The following is a 25471-nucleotide window of genomic DNA, read 5'->3' as shown; positions in this document are numbered from 1 at the left end:
TTTAGTTTTTATTTGCAACAACGTTTAATTGATTTTATGCTAAAAACTTTGAACAGGCAAACAATAATTTTTAATGTTCTACATAATAAGAAAAAAATATCTCATTTTTGAAAGATATTAACATTATGAGTATTACAGACCTAAGTAAAGATTTAGCTCCTATAATTTCTAACACCATGGCCGATGTGGTGGAAACTAAGCTAAGAGAATACCTGAAAAAAAAATCTTTTAAACCTGGCGATGCATTGCCTAAGGAATTAGAGCTTGCCGAAGCTCTTGGCGTAAGCAGAAATGTTTTACGCGAAGCGCTAAGTAGGTTACGGATGTTAGGAATGATTGAAACCAAGAAAAAGAGGGGTATGATATTGGCCCGCCCCGATATTTTAGGAACTTTTGAACGGGTACTAGATCCTCTAATTATAGATAACAGCACACTGCAGGATATTTTTGAACTAAGGTTGGTTTTAGAGATGGGATTAGCCGAACTATTGTACATCCGTAAAACGGATAAGGATATTAAAGAGCTTGAGAATATTGCCAAAAAAGAAATAAACAACGACAATTCATTTCGTATAAAAAACGAAATCGCTTTTCATGGTAAACTTTACGAAATGTCTGGCAATGATACGTTAAAACGTTTTCAGATTATGTTATTACCCATTTTTGATTACGTGGTAACGTTAGAGCAAAAACCCACTAGAGGTTCGGTTAGCCATTTAGATTTGGTAGAAATATTAAAAACCGGAACGGTAGAAGATTTTAAAAAAGGAATGCAGGCACATCTGCAACCTCATTTCGATAGATTAAAGTAAAATTCATTTAATCATTGTATTAAGTAATTGCCCGTAAACAATGTTTGCGGGCTTTTTTGTTCAATTTTGGCTTGATAATTAATTTGTTACAGAAATAGTATTTGCTTTTTAAGAAAATACTTCCCACATTTGATATGTCCTACATAAAGACTAAATACCAATTTATAAATAACTGTTATGAACAAAAAAATTACTTGCTGGCTTCTGGCCATGTTATGTCTTTTTGCGCTCGATTCACTTGCGCAGAATCCCGTAAAAGTTTCTGGAGTTGTAAAATCAGCGAAGGGCAATGAAACCCTTCCTGGAGTAGGCGTAAAGCTTAAAGGCACTTCCAATACGGTAATTACCGATGTAGACGGAAAATTCGTGATCAATGTTCCGGGCGGGAAAGGAACCTTAGTTTTTACCTACATTGGTACGCAACCTAAAGAGGTTGACGTAAACGGACAAACAAACTTAAATGTAGCCTTAGAAGATGATGTAAGTAGCCTAAGTGAAGTGGTTGTGGTTGGTTATGGTGAGCAATCCCGATCTACTGTTACCAATTCAATTAGTAGAGTTGGTGCAAAGGAATTTGAAAATGCACCTGCAGCAAATCCGCTTACGCAATTACAGGGTAAAGTTGCGGGTTTGTCTTTACAGGTATCAAGCGGTCAACCCGGTGCAAATCCGCAAATTTTTATTCGTGGTGGTGCTTCTACGTCTCCAGAGGGCGATTCTCCTTTGTTTATTGTGGATGGGATTGTAGGGAATATGCGAAACATCAGCGACATAAATTCTGATGATATCGAATCTATGCAAGTTCTAAAAGATGCAGCATCAACAGCAATTTACGGTGCAAGGGCAGCGAATGGTGTAATCATCATTAAAACTAAATCCGGAAAACAAAATGCAAAGCCAAGTATCACCTTTAAATACACTTCTGGTTTAGAGCGCCAAGGAAATGAATACGATTTCACCAGTGCAAGAGATTACATCTACATCAGTAGGTTAAATACGCAAAAGTTTAATACTTCTAACCCAGGACAATTTTTAAACAACGGAACTTACGGTATGTCTACCGGCAATGCCAGAAATACAAAAAATACATTGGAGTTTTTAGATACCTACATCACTAATTACGGTAAAGAATATGTAAGTAATCTAATTGATAACGAGGGCTGGACTACCATGTTTGATCCAGTTACCAATAGAAATTTAATTTTTAAGGAAACGAACTATCAAAATGAGACTTTTCAAAATGCTTTAAGAAATGAATACGATGTAAATATTAATGGCGGAACAGAAAAATCTACCTATTATATTAGCTTGGGCCATTTAAATCAACAAGGTATTGTTGCTGGCACCGATTATAAAAACTACAGCTTTTTAATAAACGGAACATATAAATTAAGTGATAGTTGGGAGTTAAATACCAATATCAATTATGTTCTTCGTCAGAGTAACGGAATTGGCAATATCCAAAATGTGCTTTCGAGATCTGTTACTATGCCATTTACTTATCGTTCTACGTACGAAAACGGTTTGCCAGCACCAGGAGAAGGGGTAACGTCGTTTAGAAATAGGCAGCATGAAATTTATTACAGGGATCAATATAGCGATAACAAGGTATATCGTTCTACATTTAACTTAGGAGCTACCTGGAAAATGGCGCCAGGCTTAACATTTAAACCAGCCGTTTATTGGTTTACTACCGAAGGAATTTCTAACGCATTTGAAGCTTACAACGAAGTAAATATCAACAGAAATGCTTCTGCAGAACATTCATTTATAAGGCAGGCACAAGTAGATGGGGTTTTTAATTACGTAAAGGATTTTGGCAGCAAACATCACACAAGTTCAATTTTAGGTGCCAGTTACATTAATAACTATAATTACAATATCGGTACTTCTGGTTATGGTGCGCCTACCGATAATATTAGAACGGTAAATGCAACCTCTATTTTAACCCAAAGGGGAACAACAACGATTGAAGCCGATATAATTATGAGTGCATTTGCCCGTGTAAATTACGATTATGATAGAAAATATCTTTTCTCGGCAAGTTTAAGGCAAGACGGCTCCTCAAAATTCTCTGAAGAAAATAAATGGGCATTGTTTCCAGGCGTTTCTGCAGGATGGAACATACATAACGAAGATTTTTTTAAACCAATAAATAAATACGTTTCCACCTTTAAAATTCGTTCAAGTTGGGGTCAGGCCGGCCAAAACGAACTCTCTATTTTCGATACCCAAGGTCAGTACGCCATAGGTAACAATTATTTGGGCGAGGTTGGGATTTTGAATACTCGTTTAGCCAATAAAAACCTAATTTGGGAAACCACTACATCTTTTGATGTAGGTACGGACATTGGTTTATTTAAAGATCGCGTTACGTTATTAATCGATTATTACAACAAAAGAACGTCTGATAGAATTTTCAACAAACCTTTGGATGCTACCTCGGGCTTTAGTTCAATCGTTAGTAACTTTGGTACTATCCAATCTGCAGGTTTCGATTTTGAAATTGCAGCAAGACCTATTAAAACCCAAAATTTCTCTTGGGATGTAAATCTTACCTTATCCTTTAATAAATCTATAGTTATCGATTTACCTGACAATGGTGAACTTAAAAATCGTATTGGTGGTAACATTGTATTTGATAAAAACCTTAATGATTACGTAAAAGTTGGTGGCACGGCAGAGGGCGAACGTTATGGTGGGAGATGGGCTTATAATATGATAGGTGTTTATGCTACCGACGCCGATGCGGCCAATGCACCAAAAGATGTGGAAGCGAATAATAGAGTTAAGAAAGGTGGCGATGCAATTTGGGAAGATGTAGATGGCAATGGAATTATTGATAGTAGAGATATGGTTTTTATGGGATACATCAGACCAGATAGAACCGGGGGTATGGTAAATACTTTCAGCTACAAAAATTTGTCTATGCGTGTAGTAGCCGATTTCGCAGTAGGTCATGTTATCGACAATTCTTTTAGAGGAAGGTCTTTAGGTAGTGCAAGAAACAACAATATGACGCTTAGCGATGTAATGGGAGGTAATATCTGGAATAACCAAGGTGATATTGCCACGATACCTAAATATACGGTACAGAGTGATGCGGATTATAACTACAGAAACCACTTGCGAAGCGGAAATGGCCTGGCTTCTTCATCAGGCTACATCACAGCTAATTCATTATATCATTCTAAAGGCGATTTTTTAGCATTAAGAGAGGTTTCTTTAAGTTACAGGTTACAAGCTAACTTTCTTAAAAAAGCACATATTTCGGCAGTTAACCTATATGCAGGTGTATATAACATAGGTTACCTTACCAAATATGATGGTTTAATGCCTGAGATTTTTACAGGTAACGATCAAGGTTCATACCCACGCCCTAGGCAGTATAATTTTGGCGCAAGTTTTACATTTTAATCATTCTATACCAACAAATATTATGAAAAAGCAACTTTATATATACACTATTATTAGCTGTTTAGCCATATTGGGCAGTTGTAAAAAAATATTAGATGCTCCTCCCGTTTCGAGTATTACCAACGAAAATTACTGGAAAGCTGAAGGGGATGTAACTGGTTACATGACGGGTATTAATGCCGACTTCAGAAACCTATTAAACACTACACTTTATTTCGAAGATAGATCTGACGTTTTTGTATTAGGCCTAGAAGGAGCAACAACTACGGCATGGGCTCAGAATCTAACGGCCTTAAATGCACCAAACTGGATAAACTTCTACAACCTTATCCATCATTGCAACTTGGTTATAAAGTATGCGCCGGGCATTACCACGGGTACTAAAGCTAATATAGATAGGGCTTTGGCACAAGCATACTTTGTTAGGGCACATACCTATTTTTCTCTAATTAGAATTTGGGGTAATGTACCCATCGTATTGCAACCTACAGAAAATGCAGAGCGAGATTTGACCGCTCGTGCACCTGCTAGCGAGGTAATGGCCTTAATTTTGGCCGATTTGGAAGAGTCCATTAAATTGTTTCCAGAAAACGGTTTTGTAAATAAAAATAGAATTTCTAAGCCGGCTTCGTATGCGTTAAAAGCTGATGCATTGTTGTGGAAAGCGAAAGTTTTAAATGGCGGAACAGCAGATTTAGAACAAGTAATTGCTTCGGCAGATTTAGCTTTAGGATCTGGTGTTACCTTACTGCCAGATTTTAGCAAAATACACGCCACCGATAATAGAAAAAATGCAGAAATCATCTTCTCGCTTTATTTCTTAAGGGATGAGAAGTCTGACCAATATGGAAGCCGATTGAAACCTCGGGATATTTTTGTAGCTGCTGCAACTAATGTTTCGCAGGTGCCTTTTGCCAGAAATGGAGCACGTAGCGTTTATGCGCCAAGCACGAAAATTCAGTCGATGTTTGCTAACAATGATGTAAGAAAAACAAACTCATTTATTACCGCAGTAGATGCTACAAATAATGTAATCGGCGTATTTGATAATAAATTTAAAGGCACAGTATATCCAGACGATAGATATTTTGAAAACGAGATTGTACTATATCGTGCTGCCGAGATGATTTTATTTAAAGCGGAAGCTTTAGCTGCATTAAATAGACTGCCAGAAGCAAAAACAGAATTAGATAAGGTGCGCTTAAGAGCGGGAATTGGAATTTACACAGGTTCATTAGACAAAACATTATTTGAAAAAGAATTGCTTAACGAGCGTGCAAGAGAATTTTGGATGGAATTAAAACGTTGGCCAGATTTGGTTCGGTTTCATTTCGGTGGAACCATCAGCGCTTACACAGAAGTACCAAATTTATTGGGCAAGAACATTCCATTATTTTCTCCAATTCCAAATACACAAATATTTCTCAATCCTAACTTAGTACAAACAGAAGGTTATGCTAACTAAAATAAAATCAACCCTAGCCAAAAATTTATACTGGAGCATTACAATAGTTGTGTTTAGTATATTTATTGGATGTGGAAAAGAAACTGGCCCAATTGCCGAGCCAAAGCCAGTTACAAACACTGACCCTGGTAACTCAGGTTACAATCACATTTTTAAATCTAACGAAGGCGGATATTTCTGCTTCCGGATACCAGCAATTGTTAAAACCAAAGCCGGAACCTTATTAGCTTTCGCAGAAGCAAGAAAGAATAATTGTGGAGACGAAGGTGACATAGATATGGTGGTTAAAAGATCGGCCGATAAGGGAAAAACCTGGAGTGCTTTAAGTGTAATTTGGAGCGATGCAGAAAATACTTGCGGTAATCCTGCACCTGTTGTAGATCAAATAACTGGTAAAATCCATCTGCTAATGACTTGGAATTTAGGTACTGATGATATTAGTACAATTAATAATGGCACAAGTAAAGATACCCGAAGGGTTTATAAAACATCATCTACAGATGACGGACAAACTTGGGCAAGTCCTAAAGAAATAACAACAGATGTAAAATTGGCGGCTTGGGGTTGGTATGCTACAGGACCGTGCCACGGTATTCAAATTAGTAAGGGAACATACAAAGGGCGTTTGGTAATACCATGCGATAACATTGAACGTGGGGCAGGGAGAAAAGGCTATTCGCACGTAATTTATTCTGATGATAATGGAGAAAATTGGAAACTGGGAGGGGTAACGCCACCAATAAGCGTTAACCCAAATGAGAGTACAGTAGCAGAATTGGCCGACGGTAGATTAATCTTAAACATGCGTGTTAGCAATAACAACAATTTAAGAATGAAAAGTATTAGTGCTGATGGAGGTTTAAGTTGGAGTATACCCGTAGATGCCATTTCCCTGGTAGATCCGGTTTGCCAAGGAAGTATTATTAACGCCACAATTGGAGGTCAGCCTACCCTGTTTTTTTCAAATCCATCGAGCATTACCCGAACAAACATGACTATTAAGATGAGCACCGATGACGGCGTAACATGGCCTAAGGCATATTCAGTTTATCTAGGAATGTCTGCTTATTCAGATTTGGTAATGGTGGAAGATAACCAAGTTGGAATTTTATACGAAGCAGGCGTTTCAAGATTTTCGGATGGTATTGCTTTTAAAACTATTAACGCATCAGAATTTAAATAAACTAGGATGAGAAAGATTAAAATACTAGCCTTTGTCTGTTTAAGCTTCTTTTTTTCTAAAGTTGTAGCACAGACAGCAACGCAACAAAAATATCAATTGCCGCTTTTAAAGGGGAAGAAAATAAATCCCGTTTTACGTTTAGCAATAGAAATTTCAAATTCCGGTAGTGAATTAAACGGAGTTACTGTTAATATTCCACAGAATGTAGAAGATGTAGAGAGCATTCAGCTTTTGGCACTAAATCAGGATAGCGCTTTTGTAACAGATGCTAAGCTCGAGAAAGCAACTGTTTTTTCATCGGCTATGCCTAAAAAAAATAAACAATTAAAGTTGACAGGGAAGCTTGCCTTAAAAGAAGGTAAAAACTATTTCTGGTTAGCCTTAAAACTAAAAGAAACAGCAGATTTGCAACATCATTTAAATTTAAGCATAGCTGATGTTAATGTTGGTGGAAAACAAGTTAAGCCGAATACACCTCAACCTATTAAACAAGCTATAGCAATCGCTTTGCGACAAAAAAATCAAGATAATGTTTTAAGCCACCGCATACCTGGATTGGCAACTGCGAAAGATGGTAGTTTGCTCGCAATTTACGATGCAAGATACACCGTTGCCAGAGATTTGCAAGGACATATTGATATTGGCTTATCAAGAAGTACAGATAAAGGAAAAACTTGGCTGCCAATGCAGGTGGTATTGGACATGGGCGAATGGGGCGGTTTGCCGCAAAAATTCAATGGTGTTTCTGATGCTTGTATTTTGGTCGACAAAAACTCGGGCGACATTTATGTGGCTGGGTTGTGGATGTACGGAGTAATTAACGAAAAGGGCGTTTGGGTAGAAGGTTTAACAGAAAAAAGCGAAGATTGGAACCATCAATGGAAAACCAAGGGTTCTCAACCCGGATTTGATGTTAAGCAAACAGCCCAGTTTTTAATTGTAAAAAGTACCGATAACGGAAAAACCTGGGGCAAACCTGTTAACCTAACCAAAATGGCTAAAAAGGAAGAATGGTGGCTTTGGGCACCTGCTCCTGGTCAAGGGATTACCCTTAAGGATGGAACCTTAGTTTTTCCAACGCAAGGTAGAGATGCAAAAGGAAAACCTTTTTCAAATATCACTTATAGTAAAGACAGTGGTAAAACTTGGCAAACTAGCAATGCTGCGGTAACTGAAGAAACAACAGAAAACATGGCTGTAGAATTAACAGATGGTAGCATTATGTTAAATATGCGAGCCAACGCTAATCGCACAGATACTAGTAGCAACAATGGGAGGGCAATAGCTGTAACAACAGATTTAGGCCAAACTTGGAAAGAACACGAAACTTCGCATAAAGCACTGCAAGAGCCAACCTGCATGGCAAGCATCATTAGGCATGACTATACATTAGCCGGAAAAAAGTCTTCTGTATTACTGTTTTGTAATCCAAACTCTAAAATAGCAAGAAACTTTATAACCGTTAAAGCTAGTAAAGATGATGGTAAAACTTGGCAGAGCAAAGTATTGCTGGATGAATGGAAAGGCAGAGGATATTCATGCATGACATCAATAGACAACGAAACAATAGGGGTGCTGTACGAAAGTAGTCAGGCAGATTTGGTTTTTCAAACCATTAAAATAAAAGACCTCGTTAACAACTAGAATTAAAGGAAATGAACAAAATAAAAGGATTAATTGCAGCAACTTTTGCTGCTTATCATAAAGACGGAAGCATCAATTTGGATATCATTCCGGCAATTGTAGAGAAAATGGTAAACGATGGTTTATCGGGCGTGTTTATCTGCGGCACAAATGGCGAAGGGCCGAACCTAACAATAGATGAACGCATGCAGATTGCAGAGGCTTATGTTAGCGCTGCCAATAAGAGAATATTGGTATTGGTACATGTTGGGCACAGTTCTATTGCAGAATGCAGAAAGTTGGCGAGTCATGCAGAAAAAATAGGTGCGGATGCGATCTCCTCTGTAGCAGCGTTTTATTTTAAACCTTCTTCTGTTAAGAATCTGGTACAAAGCATGGCGCAAATTGCATCCGCTGCGCCAAATACACCATTCTATTACTATAACATTCCAACTTTAACAGGTGTGGCTTTGGATATGATCGATTTTCTTTCGCAAGCAGAAGAAGCAATCCCAACACTTGCGGGAATTAAATACACTGCCTCAACATTGCACGAATATCAGGCATGCCTAAATTACAAGGGCGGAAAATTTGACATCTTGTTCGGTTTTGATGAAATGCTTTTGCCAGCATTATCGGTAGGTGCACAGGGCGCAATAGGGAGCACCTATACTTTTGCTGCGCCTATTTATTTAAAAGTGATGCAATTATTTGAGCAAGGCAAACATAAGGAGGCTGCAACTATGCAATTAAATTCTGTAAATATGGTGCGTGAGTTGGTTAAATATCCACCTATACCTGCGCAAAGAGCCATTATGAAAATGGAAGGTTTCGAATTGGGTACTTGTAGGTTACCGCTAGTAGCACTTACCAGCGATCAAGAACAACAATTCAAATCGTCTTTAGATGAAATAGGTTTTTTTAATATCATTAATAGTGTAGGTGTTTTAGAAAATTAAAATTATGAAACTTAAACTTTTACCAATATTTATCTTATTTGTAGCCTTAATGGGTTGCGAGAAAGAAGAGTTAACGGCAATTAAGCCAGAATTTACAGTTGCTTCGCAAAAGATTTTAGCTGGAGAAAGCGTTACTTTTGTAGACCAATCTTCTGGACAACCTTCATCTTGGAGCTGGGAGTTTGAAGGTGGCTCTCCGGCAAAATCAGACTTGTCTGGTCCAACAGTAATTTACAACCAACCCGGAACTTATGCAGTTACTTTAGAAATAAAAAATTCAAAAACATCCGCTATCGAGAGAAAAACTGGATTTATAACGGTTGATTATAGAGACGTTACTGCAGATTTTACGGTAAGTTCAACTGCTATAAAACAAGATGAAACCGTTACATTTACTGATGCTAGTGCGGGTATGCCAACGAAATGGGCTTGGGAATTTAAATCAGGTACTACCGTAATCAATTCTGATCAGCAAAATCCAGCAGTAAAATTTACAGTTCCGGGAGTTTATTCGGTTACTTTAGTGGCAAGCAATCCGAAAGGATCGGCCACGGTGATAAAAAATAATTTAATTAGCGTGTTAGATATTACATCTGTTGAGGCAGATTTTACCAGTGATTTTAATGCGACTTATACTGGCGGCAGCATTAAGTTTAGCGATAAATCGGTAGGTACAGCAACTGCTTGGAATTGGACATTCGAAGGCGCAACAACAAGTACTTCTACACAGCAAAACCCTACAGTTACCTATGCAAATGCCGGTAGGTATAAGATTAAGCTTGTGGCTTCAAATACTGCAAAATCATCAACTGTAGAGAGAAGCGGCTATATAGTAGTGGTTCCAGGCAGTGGTTTAACCGCATTTTATCCATTAGACGGGAGTATTAACGATGCAGGTCCATCGAAATTAATCTCAACGCCATTTGGTACAGTGGCGTTTGATAGTGCCGATAGAAACAATTTAGTAGGCAGAACAGGTGGTTTTGGCAGTACGGGAGGCTTTACGGTAGCAGATAATCCTGCCATGAATTTCGGAACGGGAGACTACTCGGTTTCTGTTTGGATAAAAACTGCAACTACAGCCAGTGCAATGGTGTGGCAAGAAAGTGGTGGTAAAGGTAGTGGTGATAATCAAACATGGGTTAGGATTAGAGGTACAGCTACTAATTTAACATCATTTTCTACTGAAGACGCGGCAGGAGGTTCAACGATAAACCTAACATCTGCAGCAAATGGTTCCGTAGCAGAAACTAATAACAATGCTTGGCACCATATTGTAACCACCAGGCAAGGGTTAATTACAACAATTTATATTGACGGAGTAAAAGTAACTGACAGAAGTTCTACCGTTGGTGTAAAAACAACCTCTAACGAAGGTCTTTTCAAAATCGGCATGCAAGAAACAGCAACTGGGTTTACAAACAGATTTAATGGCTTGATAGATGATTTGATTATCTACAAAAAAGCATTAACCCAAGCGGAGGTTACGGCGCTTAAAAATTTATAATGAAAAATATTATCCTGATTTTAATAATGAGTATATCGATAATTGGTTGTGTTGCGCCTGAAAAAAAAGATGGTTTGGAATGGAGTAAATTACCAAATCTTCCAGATAAAATTGGTTTCGCTGGCTCTTTTGCCGGCGTAGCCAATGGCGCTTTAATAGTTGCCGGGGGTGCCAATTTTCCAGATGGTGGTGCACCATGGACGGGTAGTAAAAAAGCGTGGACAGATCAGGTTTTTATACTTACAGCTGAAAATAGTAATTGGATTACATCAGAAAAATTACCGCTAAAACTGGGCTATGGCGCATCTGTAAACTGGAAAAATTCATTAATTATTTTAGGTGGAAGTAATGAGAATGGGCATCAGAAACAGGTTTATAAATTAAACTATAAAGAAGGAAAATTAGAATTAAAGAACTTGCCTGATTTGCCAAATATGATTGCAAATACATGTGCAATTTTGTTAAACGATGTTTTATATGTAATGGGCGGTATTACTACTGCTGACGCAAAAACTACGTCAAACAATTTTTGGGCTTTAGATTTATCAGACAAAAATGCAAATTGGCAAACCTTGCCTAGCTGGCCCGGAAAATCAAGAATGTTAAGTGTTGCCGGAACTGATGAAAAAGCAATTTACCTGTTGAGTGGTGTAGAACTAATAAATGGACAGCGCCATTATTTGAAAGACGGTTTTAAATACGTACCGCAAAAAGGATGGGAACAAATACCAGATTTGCCTAGCGCCGTAGCTGCAGCACCTTCTCCGGCATATTTCACTGCCAATAAATTAATGGTGTTTGGTGGCGATGATGGTGTACTAGCTCCGAAAGGTGCCGAATTGAAGGAAAACCATCCGGGTTTTTCTAAGCAAATTTTAGCTTACGACTTATCAAAAAATAATTGGAATAACGTTGAAGCTATTGCTACTAATAAAAAAGAAGATGCGGCTAAAAATCCTAATGCAAGTATTTGGGCACCAGTAACCACTACATTAACATTATGGAATGGTAATATTGTATTGCCGGGTGGAGAAGTTAGACCTGCTACCAGAACACCTAATGTTTTAATTGCAAAAACAGCTAAAAACTAAATTTTAAATGATAAAATCTAACTCCACTTCTAAATATGCTTGGCTAGTTGTTGCGCTACTCTGGATTGTTGCTTTTCTAAATTATCTAGATCGTATTCTTATTACCTCAATGAGAGATCCCATTGTCGCTGATTTTTCGTTAAATGATGCTCAATTTGGCTTGCTCACTGCTGTTTTTCTTTGGTCGTATGGCATATTCAGTCCTTTTGGAGGGTTTATTGCCGATAAATACAGCAGAAAAAAAACAATTGTTTTTAGTGTGATGGTTTGGTCGGTAGTAACACTATGGACTGGGTACACAAACTCATTCGAAGAAATGCTATTAACCAGATTTCTAATGGGTATTAGCGAGGCATGCTATATTCCTGCCGGTTTGGCTCTAATTACAGACTATCACCGGGGCAAAACCCGATCGTTAGCTACAGGTTTGCATATGAGCGGTCTGTATGCAGGTTTGGCGCTAGGCGGCGTTGGCGGTTATATCGCCGAAATGTGGGGGTGGCGTTCTGGTTTTCATATTTTTGGTGCATTTGGCGTTGCTTATGCTTTGCTATTACTTTTATTGTTGAAAGATTATAAAGCTCCAGTTACTGAAGAAGTAAAAAGTGAAATACCGACGACTGAAAAGATTACTGCTTTAGGTGCGCTAAAAGCTTTATTTAATGTTTCGTCATTTTATGTATTGCTATTTTACTTTGCCATATTAGGTATGGTAAATTGGTTGGTAAATGGCTGGCTGCCTACGTTTTTAAAAGATCACTTCAACCTAAACCTGGGTGAAGCAGGACTTTCTGCTACTGGATATATTCAAATAGGTTCATTTATAGGCGTTATCTTGGGTGGGATTTTGGCAGATAGATGGACAAGAAAGAATAATAAAGGTCGTTTGTACATGCTTATAATAGGCTTTACTTTGGGTGCTCCTTTTCTGTTTTTAATGGCATCAACAACAGTAATGACTATTGCCATTATAGCTATGATGGTTTTTGGATTAGCCCGTGGTTTTAACGACGCCAATTTAATGCCTATCCTACGTCAAGTTGCCGATGCAAGATATATTGCAACTGGTTATGGCGTGCTTAATTTTCTAAGTACCATTGTTGGTGGTATGATGGTTTATGCTGGCGGCGCCTTAAAAGATGCTGATGTAAGTTTATCTATTGTATATCAATTTGCTGCGGTAATTTTGTTAATTGCAACTTGGTGTTTGTTTGCCGTTAAAGTAAAAAAGAATTAAATATGTTTAAAGGATTAGCAGTTGCTTTTTTATTGTTTCTAGGTTTAAATCTGCAGGCAAAAGTTATATTACCGGCTGTTTTTAGCAGTGGTATGGTGTTGCAGCAAAAGCAACAAGTAAAGTTTTGGGGCATGGCAAACAGAAATGCCAGTTTAATAATTTCCACTTCGTGGGATAAAAAAAACTACACAATTAAAGTTGACGTAACTGGTAAATGGCAGGCTAAAATTGCTATGCCAAGTGCAGGCGGCCCATTTCAAGTAACTTTTAACGATGGCGCCAAGTCGGTTTTAACTGATGTGCTAGTAGGTGAGGTGTGGCTATGCTCTGGTCAATCGAACATGGAAATGCCTGTAAAAGGTTTTGCTAACCAACCTATTTTAAATTCTGCAGACATTTTATTAGATGCCGAGGTTCCCGGAGTTCGGCTTTTTAGAATTCCTAAAAACATGAGCAGAGAAAAATTGGATACACTGAATGCAAAATGGGAACATACAACAGCAAGCACAGTTAAAGAATTTAGTGCTATCGGTTATCAGTTTGCCAGGATGCTGCAACAAAAATTAGGTGTTCCGGTTGGCATTATACAGGCAGCTTACGGAGGTACTGATATCGAAGCTTGGATGACCAAAAGCAGTCTGGCGGATTTTAACGATTACAAAGTTCCTTCTGCAGTGGGTAAAATCACCAAAAACGATCCAGCTGTTTTATTTAACGCCATGGTAAATCCAATTATAGGTTACCAAATTAAAGGAGTGTTATGGTATCAAGGCGAAAACAACCGTTTTAATCCATTAACTTACGATAAGAAGATGGCTGCTATGGTTGCAGATTGGCGAAAACTATGGGGCATTGGAGAGTGGCCATTCTATTATGTTCAAATTGCGCCAAACAAATACAAAGATGTAAAAGAAAACATCCCTTTATTGTATGAAGCACAAGCTCGGGCCATGGCGATTATACCTAACTCTGGAATGGTAGTTAGCGTAGATGTTGGTAGCCATACTACTATACATCCGCCAGATAAAACAACTATTAGTAAACGTTTGGTTTATTGGGCACTGGCAAAAAATTATAACAAAGAAGGACTTGCAGTAGCTGGTCCAGAGTATAAATCTTTGAAAATCACTGGAGATAAAGCGGTTGTCAACTTTGATAATATCCCTTTGGGTTTAACTTCAAATAACCAAAAACTGATCTCTTTTGAGTTGGCAGGCGAAGATAAAATTTTTGTAGAAGCACAAGCAGTAATAGTTGGTAAAACAGTTGTGGTTACTAGTGAAAAAGTAAAAAATCCGGTTGCGGTGAGATATGCATTTAGAGATGAGTCGTTCGGAAATTTGTACAACGTTGAAGGTTTGCCAATAGGACCGTTTAGAACCGATAATTGGGAAGTTAAAGCCCCCTAATTCTTTTCAAGATCCAACTGAAGATTCAAACAGAAATGTATGAATATGCCATTGTTTCATCTTCGGTAATGTGAAAAGTTCTGTTTTTTTATAATTGCTGATAAATAATTTATCGCTTTGCGCAGAGGTTTTTATTTTAATATTTTCAAGCCGTTAAGGTTTTCTATAAAGTTTAACAGGCCTTTGTTTTTCTTTGCATTTTTGATGGAACGAATGTTCTTAAATAAAAAGCCTGAATAACTTACTTTTGCCTTACACGGTAAAAATAGAATGAAAAATAGAATTAGCGTAATTGCCTTTGATGCAGATGACACCTTATGGGTAAACGAACCTTTTTTTAGAGAAAGCGAACAAAAATTTAGCAGACTTTTAGCAGCTTATGAAAGCGAATCGCAGGTAATGACGATTTTGTTTGAAACAGAAATTAGAAATTTGGCGCTTTATGGTTACGGAATTAAAGGCTTTATGCTAAGCATGATTGAGACTATTTTAACCGTAACAGAACATAAAGCTACGCCAGAACTGTTTGAACGTGCCTTAGCTATCGGAAAAGAAATGTTTGATAAGCCAGTTGAGTTGCTACCAGGCGTAGAAGAAGTTTTAAAAAAATTATACGGTAAGTATAGGCTCGTTGTAGCCACCAAAGGTGATTTGCTTGATCAAGAAAGAAAGCTTAAGAAATCTGGATTACATCATTATTTTCATCACATTGAAATTATGAGCGACAAGCAGGAATCGGATTACGAAAAGTTGGTTAAACATTTAGATTGCCCTGTAAATGAGTTTTTAATGATTGGAAATTCGTTAAAATCTGATGTGTTGCCAGTTTTGGCAATTGGCGGAAATGCGATACACATACCTTTCCATACTACTTGGTTGCACGAACACGTGGAAGACGAAATTGTACATAACAATTTTTACCAAATGACTGCTTTGGCAGATATTTTACCAAAGTTAATTGGAGAATGAGAAAGAAACTTGATATAACTACTTGGAACAGGAGAGACCATTTCAATTTTTTTAATAGTTTCGAAGAGCCTTTTTTTGGAATTTGTGTCGATGTTGATTGTACTTTGGCCTACAAAAAAGCAAAAGAAATAGGAGCTTCTTTCTTTCTGTATTATTTGCATAAATCTCTTGTGGCAGCAAATGAAATTACCCCCTTTAAGTACCGAATTATTGATAATGAAGTTTGGGAATATGATCAGGTAGATGCATCTGCCGTCATAACCCGGGCAGATGGCACATTTGGTTTTAGTTACATAAACTACGATAAAGACTTTGCCAAATTTTCTGAAAATGCGCAGGAAGCCATCGCTAAAGTGCAAAAATCGAGTGGGTTGATTTTTGCTGGGGCAGGAGAGAATGTTATTCATTGTTCGGCATTGCCTTGGCTAAGCTTTACGTCGCTTTCTCATGCTCGTAATTATTCTTATAACGATAGTTGTCCGAAGTTCTCGTATGGTAAGGTTAAAGTAGATGGTATAAAAAAGTTATTGCCATTTTCCGTACACGTAAATCACGCTTTAATGGATGGCTTTCACGTTGGCCAACTTGTAGAACAATTTCAGGAGTTGTTAAATTCGAATTAATTTTCTGCGAAATTTGTGATTAAGCTTTAATTGGCAACTTAATAAACCTTAAAGTTTTAAATTTATAGCTACATGAAAATACTCATCTGGGTAAAATAATACCCATTATGGGTAAATATGAGATTTGGTTGTGGAAATATTTACTCGCTTTTAGTTGTTTAAGAATTTTACGTGTTTAGCATTAAATGTGTCATTATTGTTGAACTATCTACTAAGTACTCTTTTTATATGTTGAAACATCTAATTAGAAAAAATCTCGTAGTCCTAAAGGGCTACTAAGCTAAAAAAACAAGTATCGTGGAGTGTATTTTGTCTTTGGTGTGGAGAATAAGAATTTCTTCCATCGAATATGAATCTATTTTTACGTTCTACTTTTTTATCGCGAATTAGCAAACTAGGACTTGGTCTTACAGTTACATTGCTAGTTTTAGCTTCCAATTTAAAAGCTCAATCCTACACTAAGCATTATATCGCTCCCGCACCTTGGAACTACTTCACTAAAGCAAACGAATTAGTTGTTACTACGGCTAGTGTAACTCCGGTTACCGTTACCGTTAAAAAAAGCGATGGGACAAGTGCATTTACATTGACAACTAAAGCAGGAACTCCAGCCGTTCATCGTTTTACAGGTGTAATTACTGATTTTCCTCTTCATCCTTTAAATTCTGTAATAAGTGGTGCCGGTATAATAGTGGAAGCAAGTACGTCCATAAATGTTAATATCAGAAATATTGCATCAGATGATAATGATGTTCCTACAAGTTATTTTATTAAGGGAAATTCATCATTGTTCAGTTTCGGCGATGCTGCAGTGGGCAATGCATTTAGGGTTGGTTATTATAGAGATGGGGATATTTACAAAAATAGTTATAGTTACCCTGATGGCCCGTTAAAGCCGGTTTACAGTGTAATGGCTACCGAGAATAATACGGTAGTAAGTATAAATGGTGTGGCTACCGTAACGCTAAGTGCTGGTCAGAGCTACTTATTTCAGGCTAAAATGGGTTCATTGGTAGAGACCTCTGGGCCAGCTGTAATGAATACCAGTGCAACTTATGATGCGCCAGTAGTTGTAGAAAGCTGTTATGACGGTACATCAAATCCAGTTCCACCGGTTAATTCTTTAGGGAGCGAATATATTGTGGTAAGGGGTAATGGAAATAACATCGCCGAAAAAACGACGGTAATAGCGACCGAGCCTAATACAACCGTAACCATTCAGAATTTTACTCCAGCAGGCGTTTTACAAAGTTCTGAAACGTTTAATTTAATAGCAGCGGGCAGTTTTAAAACATTTGCCAACGGCATTCCAGAATTTGCTGCAGATGCAAATGGTCCTCAAGGACAACGTTACTCATCGACTAGAATTATTGCTTCGAAAAATGTAGTAGCATATTCTGGTACGGCGCAAGATTGTGAAGTAGATGTTGCAACACTTGCACCAATTTCTTCGTGTTCAGGCTCAAATAGAACAGAGACTGTTAAGTTTACGAAACTTCCAAGCGGAGATTTACCTTACTTTTCTTATATTTTATTGCAAAGTGCAACATCAAAAGTTTACTTAACTACTGATAACGGTTACACAAATAAAGATATTGAAACCATTGCTGGCGTAGGTATTAGACGTCAATTAGGTTCGTCAGGAACTTATATTATCGATTTTGATAATACAAATATAAATAGCCCCCGTTTTATTACGCTAACCAGCGATGCAAGATTAACCGTTAACATGGTACAACAAGGAGGTGGTTTTTCAATGTCGAATTTTATTTCTGCCTTTCCAGAAAAGGCAATTAAACCTACAGTTGCACAAAGCAATTGTGCTACCGCAACACTTAATGCATCTCCTAATAGTTCAGCTCCGTATCAATGGTATTTAGATGGTGTGGCGATTAGCGGTGCTACAAACTCATCTTTTGAAGCTTTAAAATCTGGTACTTACACGCTTACTACGAAATTGGATTGCGGCATCAGTGCACAATCACTTCCAGTAACGGTAGCTTTGTGTAACGTAGATATCTCAATTAACAAAACAGTTAATAACTTAAGTCCGGCGAAGGGCAGTACGGTAGTTTTCTCATTAACGGCAAATAATTCAAATGTTGCATCGGGAAGTGTAACCGGTACAGGTAATGCAATAGGTATTTCTGCTACAGATATATTACCTAGCGGTTATACTTTTGTTTCGAGCGAAGCACCAACAGGAACTAGTTACGATAAGACGACAGGAATTTGGTCGATAGGAGCAATGACTTCGGGAGAAACTAAAATTTTAAAAATTACTGCAACCGTAAAAAGTAGTGGAAATTATGAAAATACTGCCACGATTGCTGGTCCACAAGTAGATCCAAATCAAGATAATAATACTTCCACAGTTACGGTTACGCCAGTAAACATTAGCCTAACTTCGGCGGTGGGTACAAACGCACAAACTGTTTGCTCTGGTGGGGCTATTGCAACAACAACTTATCAATTCATAGGGTCAGGCTCGGTAACAAACCAATCTGTAGAAAATCTTCCTGCAGGAATAACTCCGGTTTTTACTAGCGGTGATAAAACCTATAAATTAACTGGAACACCTCCAATTAATAATTCTGCAAGTCCGATTGTTTATACCTATAAAGTTAAAGGAACAATTTCTGGTACTGCGTTAGAAGCAATAGGAACAATTACAGTTAATCCTGCGGTTGCTACTCCTGTTTTTGCAAAAGGTGAGAATTCAGCAAGATGCCAAGGTTTTTCTGTAGAAACTTATACCGCATCTACAAGCGGTGTTACCGCTATAACCTATAGTATTAGTCCGGCGAATGCAGGTGTAATTAATGCAAGTACCGGCGAAGTTACTTGGTCGTCTATTTACGAAGGAATTGCAACCATTACTGCTTCTACTACTGGTTGTAACGGAACTAAAAGTGCTACACACACCGTTGCAATTACTACAAGTGGTACTGTTGAAGGAGCTATAACAGTATGTTCTGGTGCTAATGGTTTTGTGGAACTTAAAAATACCACAGCTGCTGTAGTTAGATGGGAATCGTCAACAGATGAAGGTGCAAGTTGGTCTACTATTAACTCAACAAATAAAAAATTAAATTATACCGATCTAAATGTTACTACTATTTACAGAGCGGTAGTAACCGGAAACGGTTGTGTGGAAGCAATTTCTACATCTGCTAAAATTACCTTAATCCCTCGTCCAGTGGTTGCAGACCAAGTTTTTGAAATTTGTAAAGCTGGCAATTTCGTTTTCAAGCCTACCTATGTTCCAAATGGGACAACCTACACTTGGGCTACACCAGTAATTAATGGCTCGGTTAATGGGCAATCTTCAGGTAATAACGCCACAGAAATTAATCAAACATTAACTAACACAAGCTCAACATTAGCAACCGCTACTTATACCGTAACACCACGTTACCAAACATGCGATGGAAAACCATTTAAGATAACCGTTAACATTGCACCAACTTTAACTGCAAGCATACCAAACCCAGTTTCGATTTGTTCTGGTAATGCTTTTACAGTAACTCCTGTTTCGAACTTAACTGGCACAACTTACAGATGGACCACAAGTTTAAGATCTGGTAGCGCAACTGGCTTCGGAGCAGAAACAACACCATCTAATATTATTTCGCAAACAATTACCAATTCTGGAAGTACAGATGCGGTAGTTGAATATAATGTAACTCCGGTTAATGGAGGTTGTACAGGTTCAGATTTTAAATTTACAGTAACCGTTGCTCCGGCAATTGCTAACAATACAATAACAGCATCTCAAACGATTTGTGCAGGTAGAAAACCTAATCAATTACTAGGTTCTTCGCCAACTGGCGGAAATAATAGTTTTACTTACGAGTGGGAGCAAAGTACCGACGGAATAAACTGGACTGTAGCAAATGGTACTAAAGACGGTATTAATTACGCACCTAATACACTCACTCAAACTACTCAATATCGTAGAAATGTTAAGTCGAACAATTGTGCTGTAAGTACAAGCACGCCGGTAATTATTACAGTAAATCAACTTCCTGTAGTATCTCCAATTCTTAATCAAGGAAATTTATGTGTTGGAGAATCGAGACAATTAAACAATGCAACTCCAGATGGTATTTGGAGTTCATCTGCACCAGCTTTTGTAACCGTAAGTACCGAAGGTTTAATTACTGCAGTTGCCATCGGGAATGCCACAATCACTTACACTACCAAAGCAAATTCTAGTGGTTGTACGAATAGCGTAAGCGTCAATATCGCTGTAAGTGCCTTACCTAGTGTATCTCCAATTACAAATACAGGTGATGTTTGCATCGGATCAACCAGACAATTATCAAACGCAACTACTGGCGGAATATGGTCATCTAGCAATCCGGCTATTGCAACAATTTCCAACAATGGATTGGTAACGGCATTAACTACGGGTAGTACGGTAATTTCTTACAAAACTGCTACAAACAACAATGGCTGTGCAAATAGCACAAGCTATACGTTAATAGTTAACGCAACACCACAAGGTTTTAATGATGTTGTAAATACGCTTACCTGTTCAAATTCAACTTTCAATTATAACCTGCAAAACAATGTTAACAACCTAGAGTTAGGTGGTAATGGAGTTGCTGCGGATTTTAGTTGGACAATTTCTAATAATACTAATGTGTTAGGCGCAAGTGCATCTAACGGAAAAAATATAACGCAAACTTTAATTAATACGAGCAACGTTGCTCAACAAGTGGTTTATACCGTAACGCCGAAATCTACGCTTGCAGGAGCATGTGATGGAAAGGTTTTCACAGTAACGGTAAATGTTCCAGTTTGCTCATCGGTTACGGTTGCTAAAAATGCAGATGTAACTAGCGTAAACAAAGCTGGTGATGTGATCAACTATACCATCGTTGTAAAAAATACTGGTAATGCGAAACAAAATGCAGTTTCTGTTACAGATCCGTTTGTAACATTAGGCGCTGCGGTAAAAACTAATGGTAACAACGATGCAATTTTAGATAAAGACGAAATTTGGACTTATAACGGTTCTTACACGGTTAAACAAGCTGATTTAGATAATAATGGTAAGCCAGCATTAAACAGCGCATTTATTCAGAACGTAGCTACTTTTTCTTCAACGGAGATTACGGCTCAAACTGCATCAAATACTATTGCTATAGTAACTGAAGGAAAATTGCAACTGGTTAAAACAGGGGTTCTTTCTGCCAATGGCGATGAAATTACCTATAGTTTCTTAATTCGAAATACTGGAAATGTAACCATCAATAACCTTACACTAAGCGATAATAAAATTACTGGTGCAATCTCATTAGCTAAAATAACTTTAGTTCCGGGCGAATCAACAACTGCAAATGCAACTTATCAGATTACTACAGCAGAAAAATTGATAGGTACGGTTACGAATACTGCAACAGTAAAAGGTAAGAATCCTCAAGGTGCAAATGTTACGGCTATATCAGGTTTTGCGACAACTAATACAGATCCAACGGTTATAAAAACAGGTGTTTATCCGTTAAACGATGAAGGAACTGTTAATGCCGTAACTGGCGGAATTGGGGTTGAAAATGTTTTAATTAATGATAAAATAAATGGAAATCAAGCAACGCTTACAAATGTAAAAATTGTTCAAGTTTCTTCAACACATGCTAACATAAACCTTAGTGCAAATGGTGAAGTTGTAGTATTGCCTAACACACCAGTTGGAGTTTATAGTTTAGTATACGAAATAGAGGATAAAGCAAATAGTAATAATAAAAAGACGGCAGTAGTTACGGTAAATGTTATTAGTGGCGTTATAAAAGCAAATAACGATAACGGTACGGCAAACGCTATCACAGGTGGCATTGCGGTTGCTGATATTTTGGCAAACGATACTTTCAACAACGGAAGCCAGTCAACGTTAGCAACAGTAACAATTACAGAAGTAAGCAATAACAGCAACGGAGCGGTAAAATTAAATGCTGATGGTTCTGTGGCTGTTTTGGCAGGAACGAAAGCTGGTGTTTACACAATCGAATACCAGATTGTGGACAAATTGGATGCTTCGAAAAAATCGACAGCAAAGATTGAGGTAGTGGTAGCATCTGGACATATTTTAGCAAACAACGATAACGGTACGGCAAACGCTATCACAGGTGGCATTGCAGTTGCTGATATTTTGGCAAACGATACTTTCAACAACGGAAGCCAGTCAACGTTAGCAACAGTAACAATTACAGAAGTAAGCAATAACAGCAACGGAGCGGTAAAATTAAATGCTGATGGTTCTGTGGCTGTTTTGGCAGGAACGAAAGCCGGTGTTTACACAATCGAATACCAAATAGCTGATAAACTTGATGCGGGAAAAATATCCACTGCAAAGATTGAGGTAGTGGTAGCATCTGGAAATATTGTAGCAAAAAACGATAACGGTACGGCAAACGGTTTCGCGGGTGGAGTTGCAGTAGAAAATATCCTTACTAACGATACTTATAACAATGGTGCAAAGGCTACATTATCAAACGTAACGATAGTTCAAGTTTCTACAACAAATGGAAATATAAATATTGATCCACTTACTGGAAAAGTAAACGTGTTAGCTGGAACAATCTCTGGAACTTACACTATAGTATATCAAATTACCGACAAACAAGATGCATCAAAAACATCATCGGCAAGCGTTACGGTGGTAATTCCTAATTGGGTTACAGATTTAGCGGTCACAAAAACGGCAAATAAAACTGCTGTAGAGCCGAATGAAGCTATCAGTTATACCATTACCGTAAAAAATAATGGTCCGGCTACTATTTTAGCAAACCAAGTTATCGGTTTAACAGAAAGCTTACCTCAAGGTTTAACTAACGTAACCTACCAAACTAATGGCGGCGTTTACAGCCCGTCAAATAACACGTTCACTCCATCTGCTGCAGTAAACGTTGGCGAAGCGGTAACACTTACTGTTAACGGAAAAGTAGAAGCAAATTTCTCGCAAGCAAACCTAATTAATTCTGTAGTTGCAAATGGTTCAACTGAAAATACTGATCCAAACAACGCTAATAATAGCGCATCTGTTACAACTGCCGTAGTTACTGGAAAAATGACATTGCTTAAAACCGGAGTTTTAAGCACAGATGGAAATAGCATCACTTACACGTTCGCGATTAATAATACTGGTTCGGTAGTGTTAAATAACATCAACCTTGTTGATACAAAAATCAATTTAAACAAAATAATTGCTGGTCCGATAGCTCCAGGTGCAACGCTTACTACAACAGAATTTTATGTACTTACGCAGAGCGATAAAGATGCTGGTACGGTAAGTAATACTGCTACAGCTACTGCAAAAACTCCAGCAGGAAATACAATAACTGCAAACTCGGGCAATGGTGTAAATAATACCGATCCAACCGTTACAGTTCTTCCTGGTAAACCTGGTTTGAGCTTTACTAAAATTGCTTCTGGAACAATTCCATCAATAGTAGGCGCTGTAATAAACTACAATTTGGTAGTAACCAATACCGGCAATGTTACTTTAAATAATATCGTGGTAACAGATAACAACGCAACCATCACTAATGGAACAATAGCAACATTAGCACCAAGTCAATCGGTTACGGTTTTGGCAAGCCATATTTTAACACAGAGTGATGTTAATGCTGGTAAAGTTATCAACCAGGCAAATGTTTCGGCAAAAGATAAAGACGGTAAGGCAATTACGAAAGTGTCTGATGATCCATCTACTACAGTTGCAGATGATGCAACAGTAACTGTGATAGCGCAGGTTGCAACGGTGAAATTTACTAAAACAGTTAATAATACAGGAGCTAAAAGAGGAGATGTATTAAATTATACTTTATTAGCTAAAAACACCGGTACAGTAACTTTGTACGATGTTTATATAGTTGACGAAACTGCAGATGCTGGAAGCGTAATGCCGGTTAAAGTTGATTTTATTTTACCAGGAGCTACAGCAGTTTTCATGGCAAAACGAACCATCACTCAGGCAGATATTAACTTAGGTTTCTTTAGTAATCAAGCTATCTTTTACGGTAAAGATCCGCAAGGCAGAATTGTTAGGCAGGTTTCTGATGACCCTAGAACTCTACTAGCTGATGATCCAACAATAACTTTCTTTACACCAACTGCAGATTTAGTAACCGTTAAGAAATTAAAAAATTCGGCTCAAAAAACTTATACTCCAGGTGATGAGGTATTGTACCTAATTAACATCAAAAACAATGGTCCTAGTACTGCTAGAGATGTAAAAATTATAGATCATGCGCCTGCGGGTACAACAATTACAAGATGGAAAGCTACTGCAAAAGGTCTTGTATTGCCTGCAACTAGCGGAACGGGTGACTTGGAACAACTTATCCCTATGTTCCCGGGAGAAGGCGAAGTTGAGTACGAAGTAACTGTAAAAACAGCCGACGGAAGAACTAACCCAGTTGCAGCGGGTAAGCCTTTATCAAATACGGTTGCGGTAACTTCTACAACTTTAGATTTAACCAATGAAGGAGATATTTTAACAACACCACCAATTAATGCAATAATAGCAAACGATTTAAGTATTGTTAAAACATCAGATCATTTAACACCAACTGGTATTGATATGCCGTTTGATTATACGATTACAGTTAAAAACACTGGCTCTTTCCCTGCAACGGCAGTTGCGGTAAGCGATGTGCTTCCAACAAGCCTAACTTATATATCGCATAATATTGTAAATGGTACTGGCAATTTCGATTTGGGTAAAAACACCTTTACATGGAATGTTGAAAGCATTCCGGCCGGAGGAACAGTTACCTTAAAATTAACTGTTAAAGCAAAAACTGCTGGTGTTGTAACCAATACAGCTACGGTTTCTGCTGCAGAAATAGATGCCGATTTGGCCAATAACTCTTCTACAGATACCAAACAGATTTTTGCACTAAATACCAAACCCAATGTAATTACACCAAATGGTGATGGTAAAAACGACGCTTTTGTAATAGATGGCCTAGAGCTTTATCCAGAAAATACCCTTAACATTTTTAACAGATGGGGTAACGAGGTTTACCGTAGTACAGGTAGTTATAAAAACAATTGGGACGGGCATAATTTGCAAGAAGGCACTTACTATTACATCCTTAAAATAAAAGACTCAAAAGGTGTTTGGTCTGCAACTAAAGGTTTTATCACATTATTAAGAAATAACTAAA

Annotated in this window: 13 protein-coding genes; all 13 read left to right on the top strand. The window is 37.8% G+C overall.

The window, feature by feature from the left end; genetic code table 11:
* Positions 1-125: 125 nt before the first annotated feature.
* The 13 genes from DUT69_RS12470 to DUT69_RS12410 all read left to right on the top strand — a co-directional run bounded on the left by DUT69_RS12470 (position 126) and on the right by DUT69_RS12410 (position 25470).
* Positions 126-812, top strand: a complete 687-nt coding sequence (locus tag DUT69_RS12470) for a FadR/GntR family transcriptional regulator (protein WP_113654177.1) — start codon at positions 126-128, stop codon at positions 810-812.
* 177 nt (positions 813-989) lie between these two features.
* Entirely contained in the window at positions 990-4229 is a 3240-nt protein-coding gene (locus DUT69_RS12465; protein WP_113653588.1) for a SusC/RagA family TonB-linked outer membrane protein, read from the top strand.
* Positions 4230-4251: 22 nt separating this feature from the next.
* Positions 4252-5694 (top strand): RagB/SusD family nutrient uptake outer membrane protein, encoded by a 1443-nt coding sequence (locus tag DUT69_RS12460; RefSeq protein ID WP_113653587.1) that lies wholly within the window; start codon positions 4252-4254, stop codon positions 5692-5694.
* Entirely contained in the window at positions 5684-6877 is a 1194-nt protein-coding gene (locus tag DUT69_RS12455) for a sialidase family protein (RefSeq protein WP_113653586.1), read from the top strand. Before DUT69_RS12460 ends, DUT69_RS12455 begins: the two co-directional genes overlap by 11 nt.
* A 6-nt stretch (positions 6878-6883) precedes the next feature.
* The gene (locus DUT69_RS12450) at positions 6884-8521 is read left to right on the top strand and encodes a sialidase family protein (protein WP_113653585.1); all 1638 of its coding nucleotides are present in this window, start codon (positions 6884-6886) and stop codon (positions 8519-8521) included.
* 11 nt (positions 8522-8532) lie between these two features.
* Positions 8533-9459 carry a dihydrodipicolinate synthase family protein gene (locus tag DUT69_RS12445; protein WP_113653584.1) on the top strand — a complete coding sequence of 309 codons (927 nt, stop codon included), beginning with the start codon at positions 8533-8535 and terminating at the stop codon, positions 9457-9459.
* A gap of 4 nt (positions 9460-9463) precedes the next feature.
* Positions 9464-10966: a LamG domain-containing protein gene (locus DUT69_RS12440; protein ID WP_113653583.1), complete on the top strand. Its 1503-nt coding sequence runs from the start codon at positions 9464-9466 to the stop codon at positions 10964-10966.
* Positions 10966-12057, top strand: coding sequence for a kelch repeat-containing protein (locus tag DUT69_RS12435; RefSeq protein ID WP_113653582.1), 1092 nt, complete (start codon positions 10966-10968; stop codon positions 12055-12057). Before DUT69_RS12440 ends, DUT69_RS12435 begins: the two co-directional genes overlap by 1 nt.
* 7 nt (positions 12058-12064) lie before the next feature.
* Positions 12065-13294 carry an MFS transporter gene (locus tag DUT69_RS12430; RefSeq protein ID WP_113653581.1) on the top strand — a complete coding sequence of 410 codons (1230 nt, stop codon included), beginning with the start codon at positions 12065-12067 and terminating at the stop codon, positions 13292-13294.
* 2 nt (positions 13295-13296) lie between these two features.
* Positions 13297-14703, top strand: a complete 1407-nt coding sequence (locus DUT69_RS12425; protein ID WP_113653580.1) for a sialate O-acetylesterase — start codon at positions 13297-13299, stop codon at positions 14701-14703.
* 270 nt (positions 14704-14973) lie between these two features.
* The gene (locus DUT69_RS12420; protein WP_113653579.1) at positions 14974-15672 is read left to right on the top strand and encodes an HAD family hydrolase; all 699 of its coding nucleotides are present in this window, start codon (positions 14974-14976) and stop codon (positions 15670-15672) included.
* Complete coding sequence (locus tag DUT69_RS12415) at positions 15669-16295, top strand: chloramphenicol acetyltransferase (protein WP_113653578.1); 627 nt, start codon at positions 15669-15671, stop codon at positions 16293-16295. The genes DUT69_RS12420 and DUT69_RS12415 overlap by 4 nt, the downstream gene beginning before the upstream one ends.
* A gap of 349 nt (positions 16296-16644) precedes the next feature.
* The gene (locus DUT69_RS12410; RefSeq protein WP_113653577.1) at positions 16645-25470 is read left to right on the top strand and encodes a DUF7507 domain-containing protein; all 8826 of its coding nucleotides are present in this window, start codon (positions 16645-16647) and stop codon (positions 25468-25470) included.
* The last annotated feature ends 1 nt before the right edge of the window (position 25471 follow it).

It is taken from the genome of Pedobacter namyangjuensis (genome assembly GCF_003313325.1).
Classification (GTDB): domain Bacteria; phylum Bacteroidota; class Bacteroidia; order Sphingobacteriales; family Sphingobacteriaceae; genus Pedobacter; species Pedobacter namyangjuensis.
Note: the sequence above shows the minus strand (reverse complement) of the source record. Positions and strands in the feature narration are given on the sequence as shown.

Bases quoted from the DNA above. Each gene is read 5' to 3' on its own strand.
- DUT69_RS12430 (WP_113653581.1), top strand. From the start codon at position 12,065: ATGATAAAATCTAACTCCACTTCTAAATATGCTTGGCTAGTTGTTGCG.
- DUT69_RS12465 (WP_113653588.1), top strand. From the start codon at position 990: ATGAACAAAAAAATTACTTGCTGGCTTCTGGCCATGTTATGTCTTTTT.
- DUT69_RS12410 (WP_113653577.1), top strand. From the start codon at position 16,645: ATGAATCTATTTTTACGTTCTACTTTTTTATCGCGAATTAGCAAACTA.
- DUT69_RS12420 (WP_113653579.1), top strand. From the start codon at position 14,974: ATGAAAAATAGAATTAGCGTAATTGCCTTTGATGCAGATGACACCTTA.
- DUT69_RS12460 (WP_113653587.1), top strand. From the start codon at position 4,252: ATGAAAAAGCAACTTTATATATACACTATTATTAGCTGTTTAGCCATA.
- DUT69_RS12455 (WP_113653586.1), top strand. From the start codon at position 5,684: ATGCTAACTAAAATAAAATCAACCCTAGCCAAAAATTTATACTGGAGC.
- DUT69_RS12425 (WP_113653580.1), top strand. From the start codon at position 13,297: ATGTTTAAAGGATTAGCAGTTGCTTTTTTATTGTTTCTAGGTTTAAAT.
- DUT69_RS12415 (WP_113653578.1), top strand. From the start codon at position 15,669: ATGAGAAAGAAACTTGATATAACTACTTGGAACAGGAGAGACCATTTC.
- DUT69_RS12440 (WP_113653583.1), top strand. From the start codon at position 9,464: ATGAAACTTAAACTTTTACCAATATTTATCTTATTTGTAGCCTTAATG.
- DUT69_RS12470 (WP_113654177.1), top strand. From the start codon at position 126: ATGAGTATTACAGACCTAAGTAAAGATTTAGCTCCTATAATTTCTAAC.
- DUT69_RS12445 (WP_113653584.1), top strand. From the start codon at position 8,533: ATGAACAAAATAAAAGGATTAATTGCAGCAACTTTTGCTGCTTATCAT.
- DUT69_RS12435 (WP_113653582.1), top strand. From the start codon at position 10,966: ATGAAAAATATTATCCTGATTTTAATAATGAGTATATCGATAATTGGT.
- DUT69_RS12450 (WP_113653585.1), top strand. From the start codon at position 6,884: ATGAGAAAGATTAAAATACTAGCCTTTGTCTGTTTAAGCTTCTTTTTT.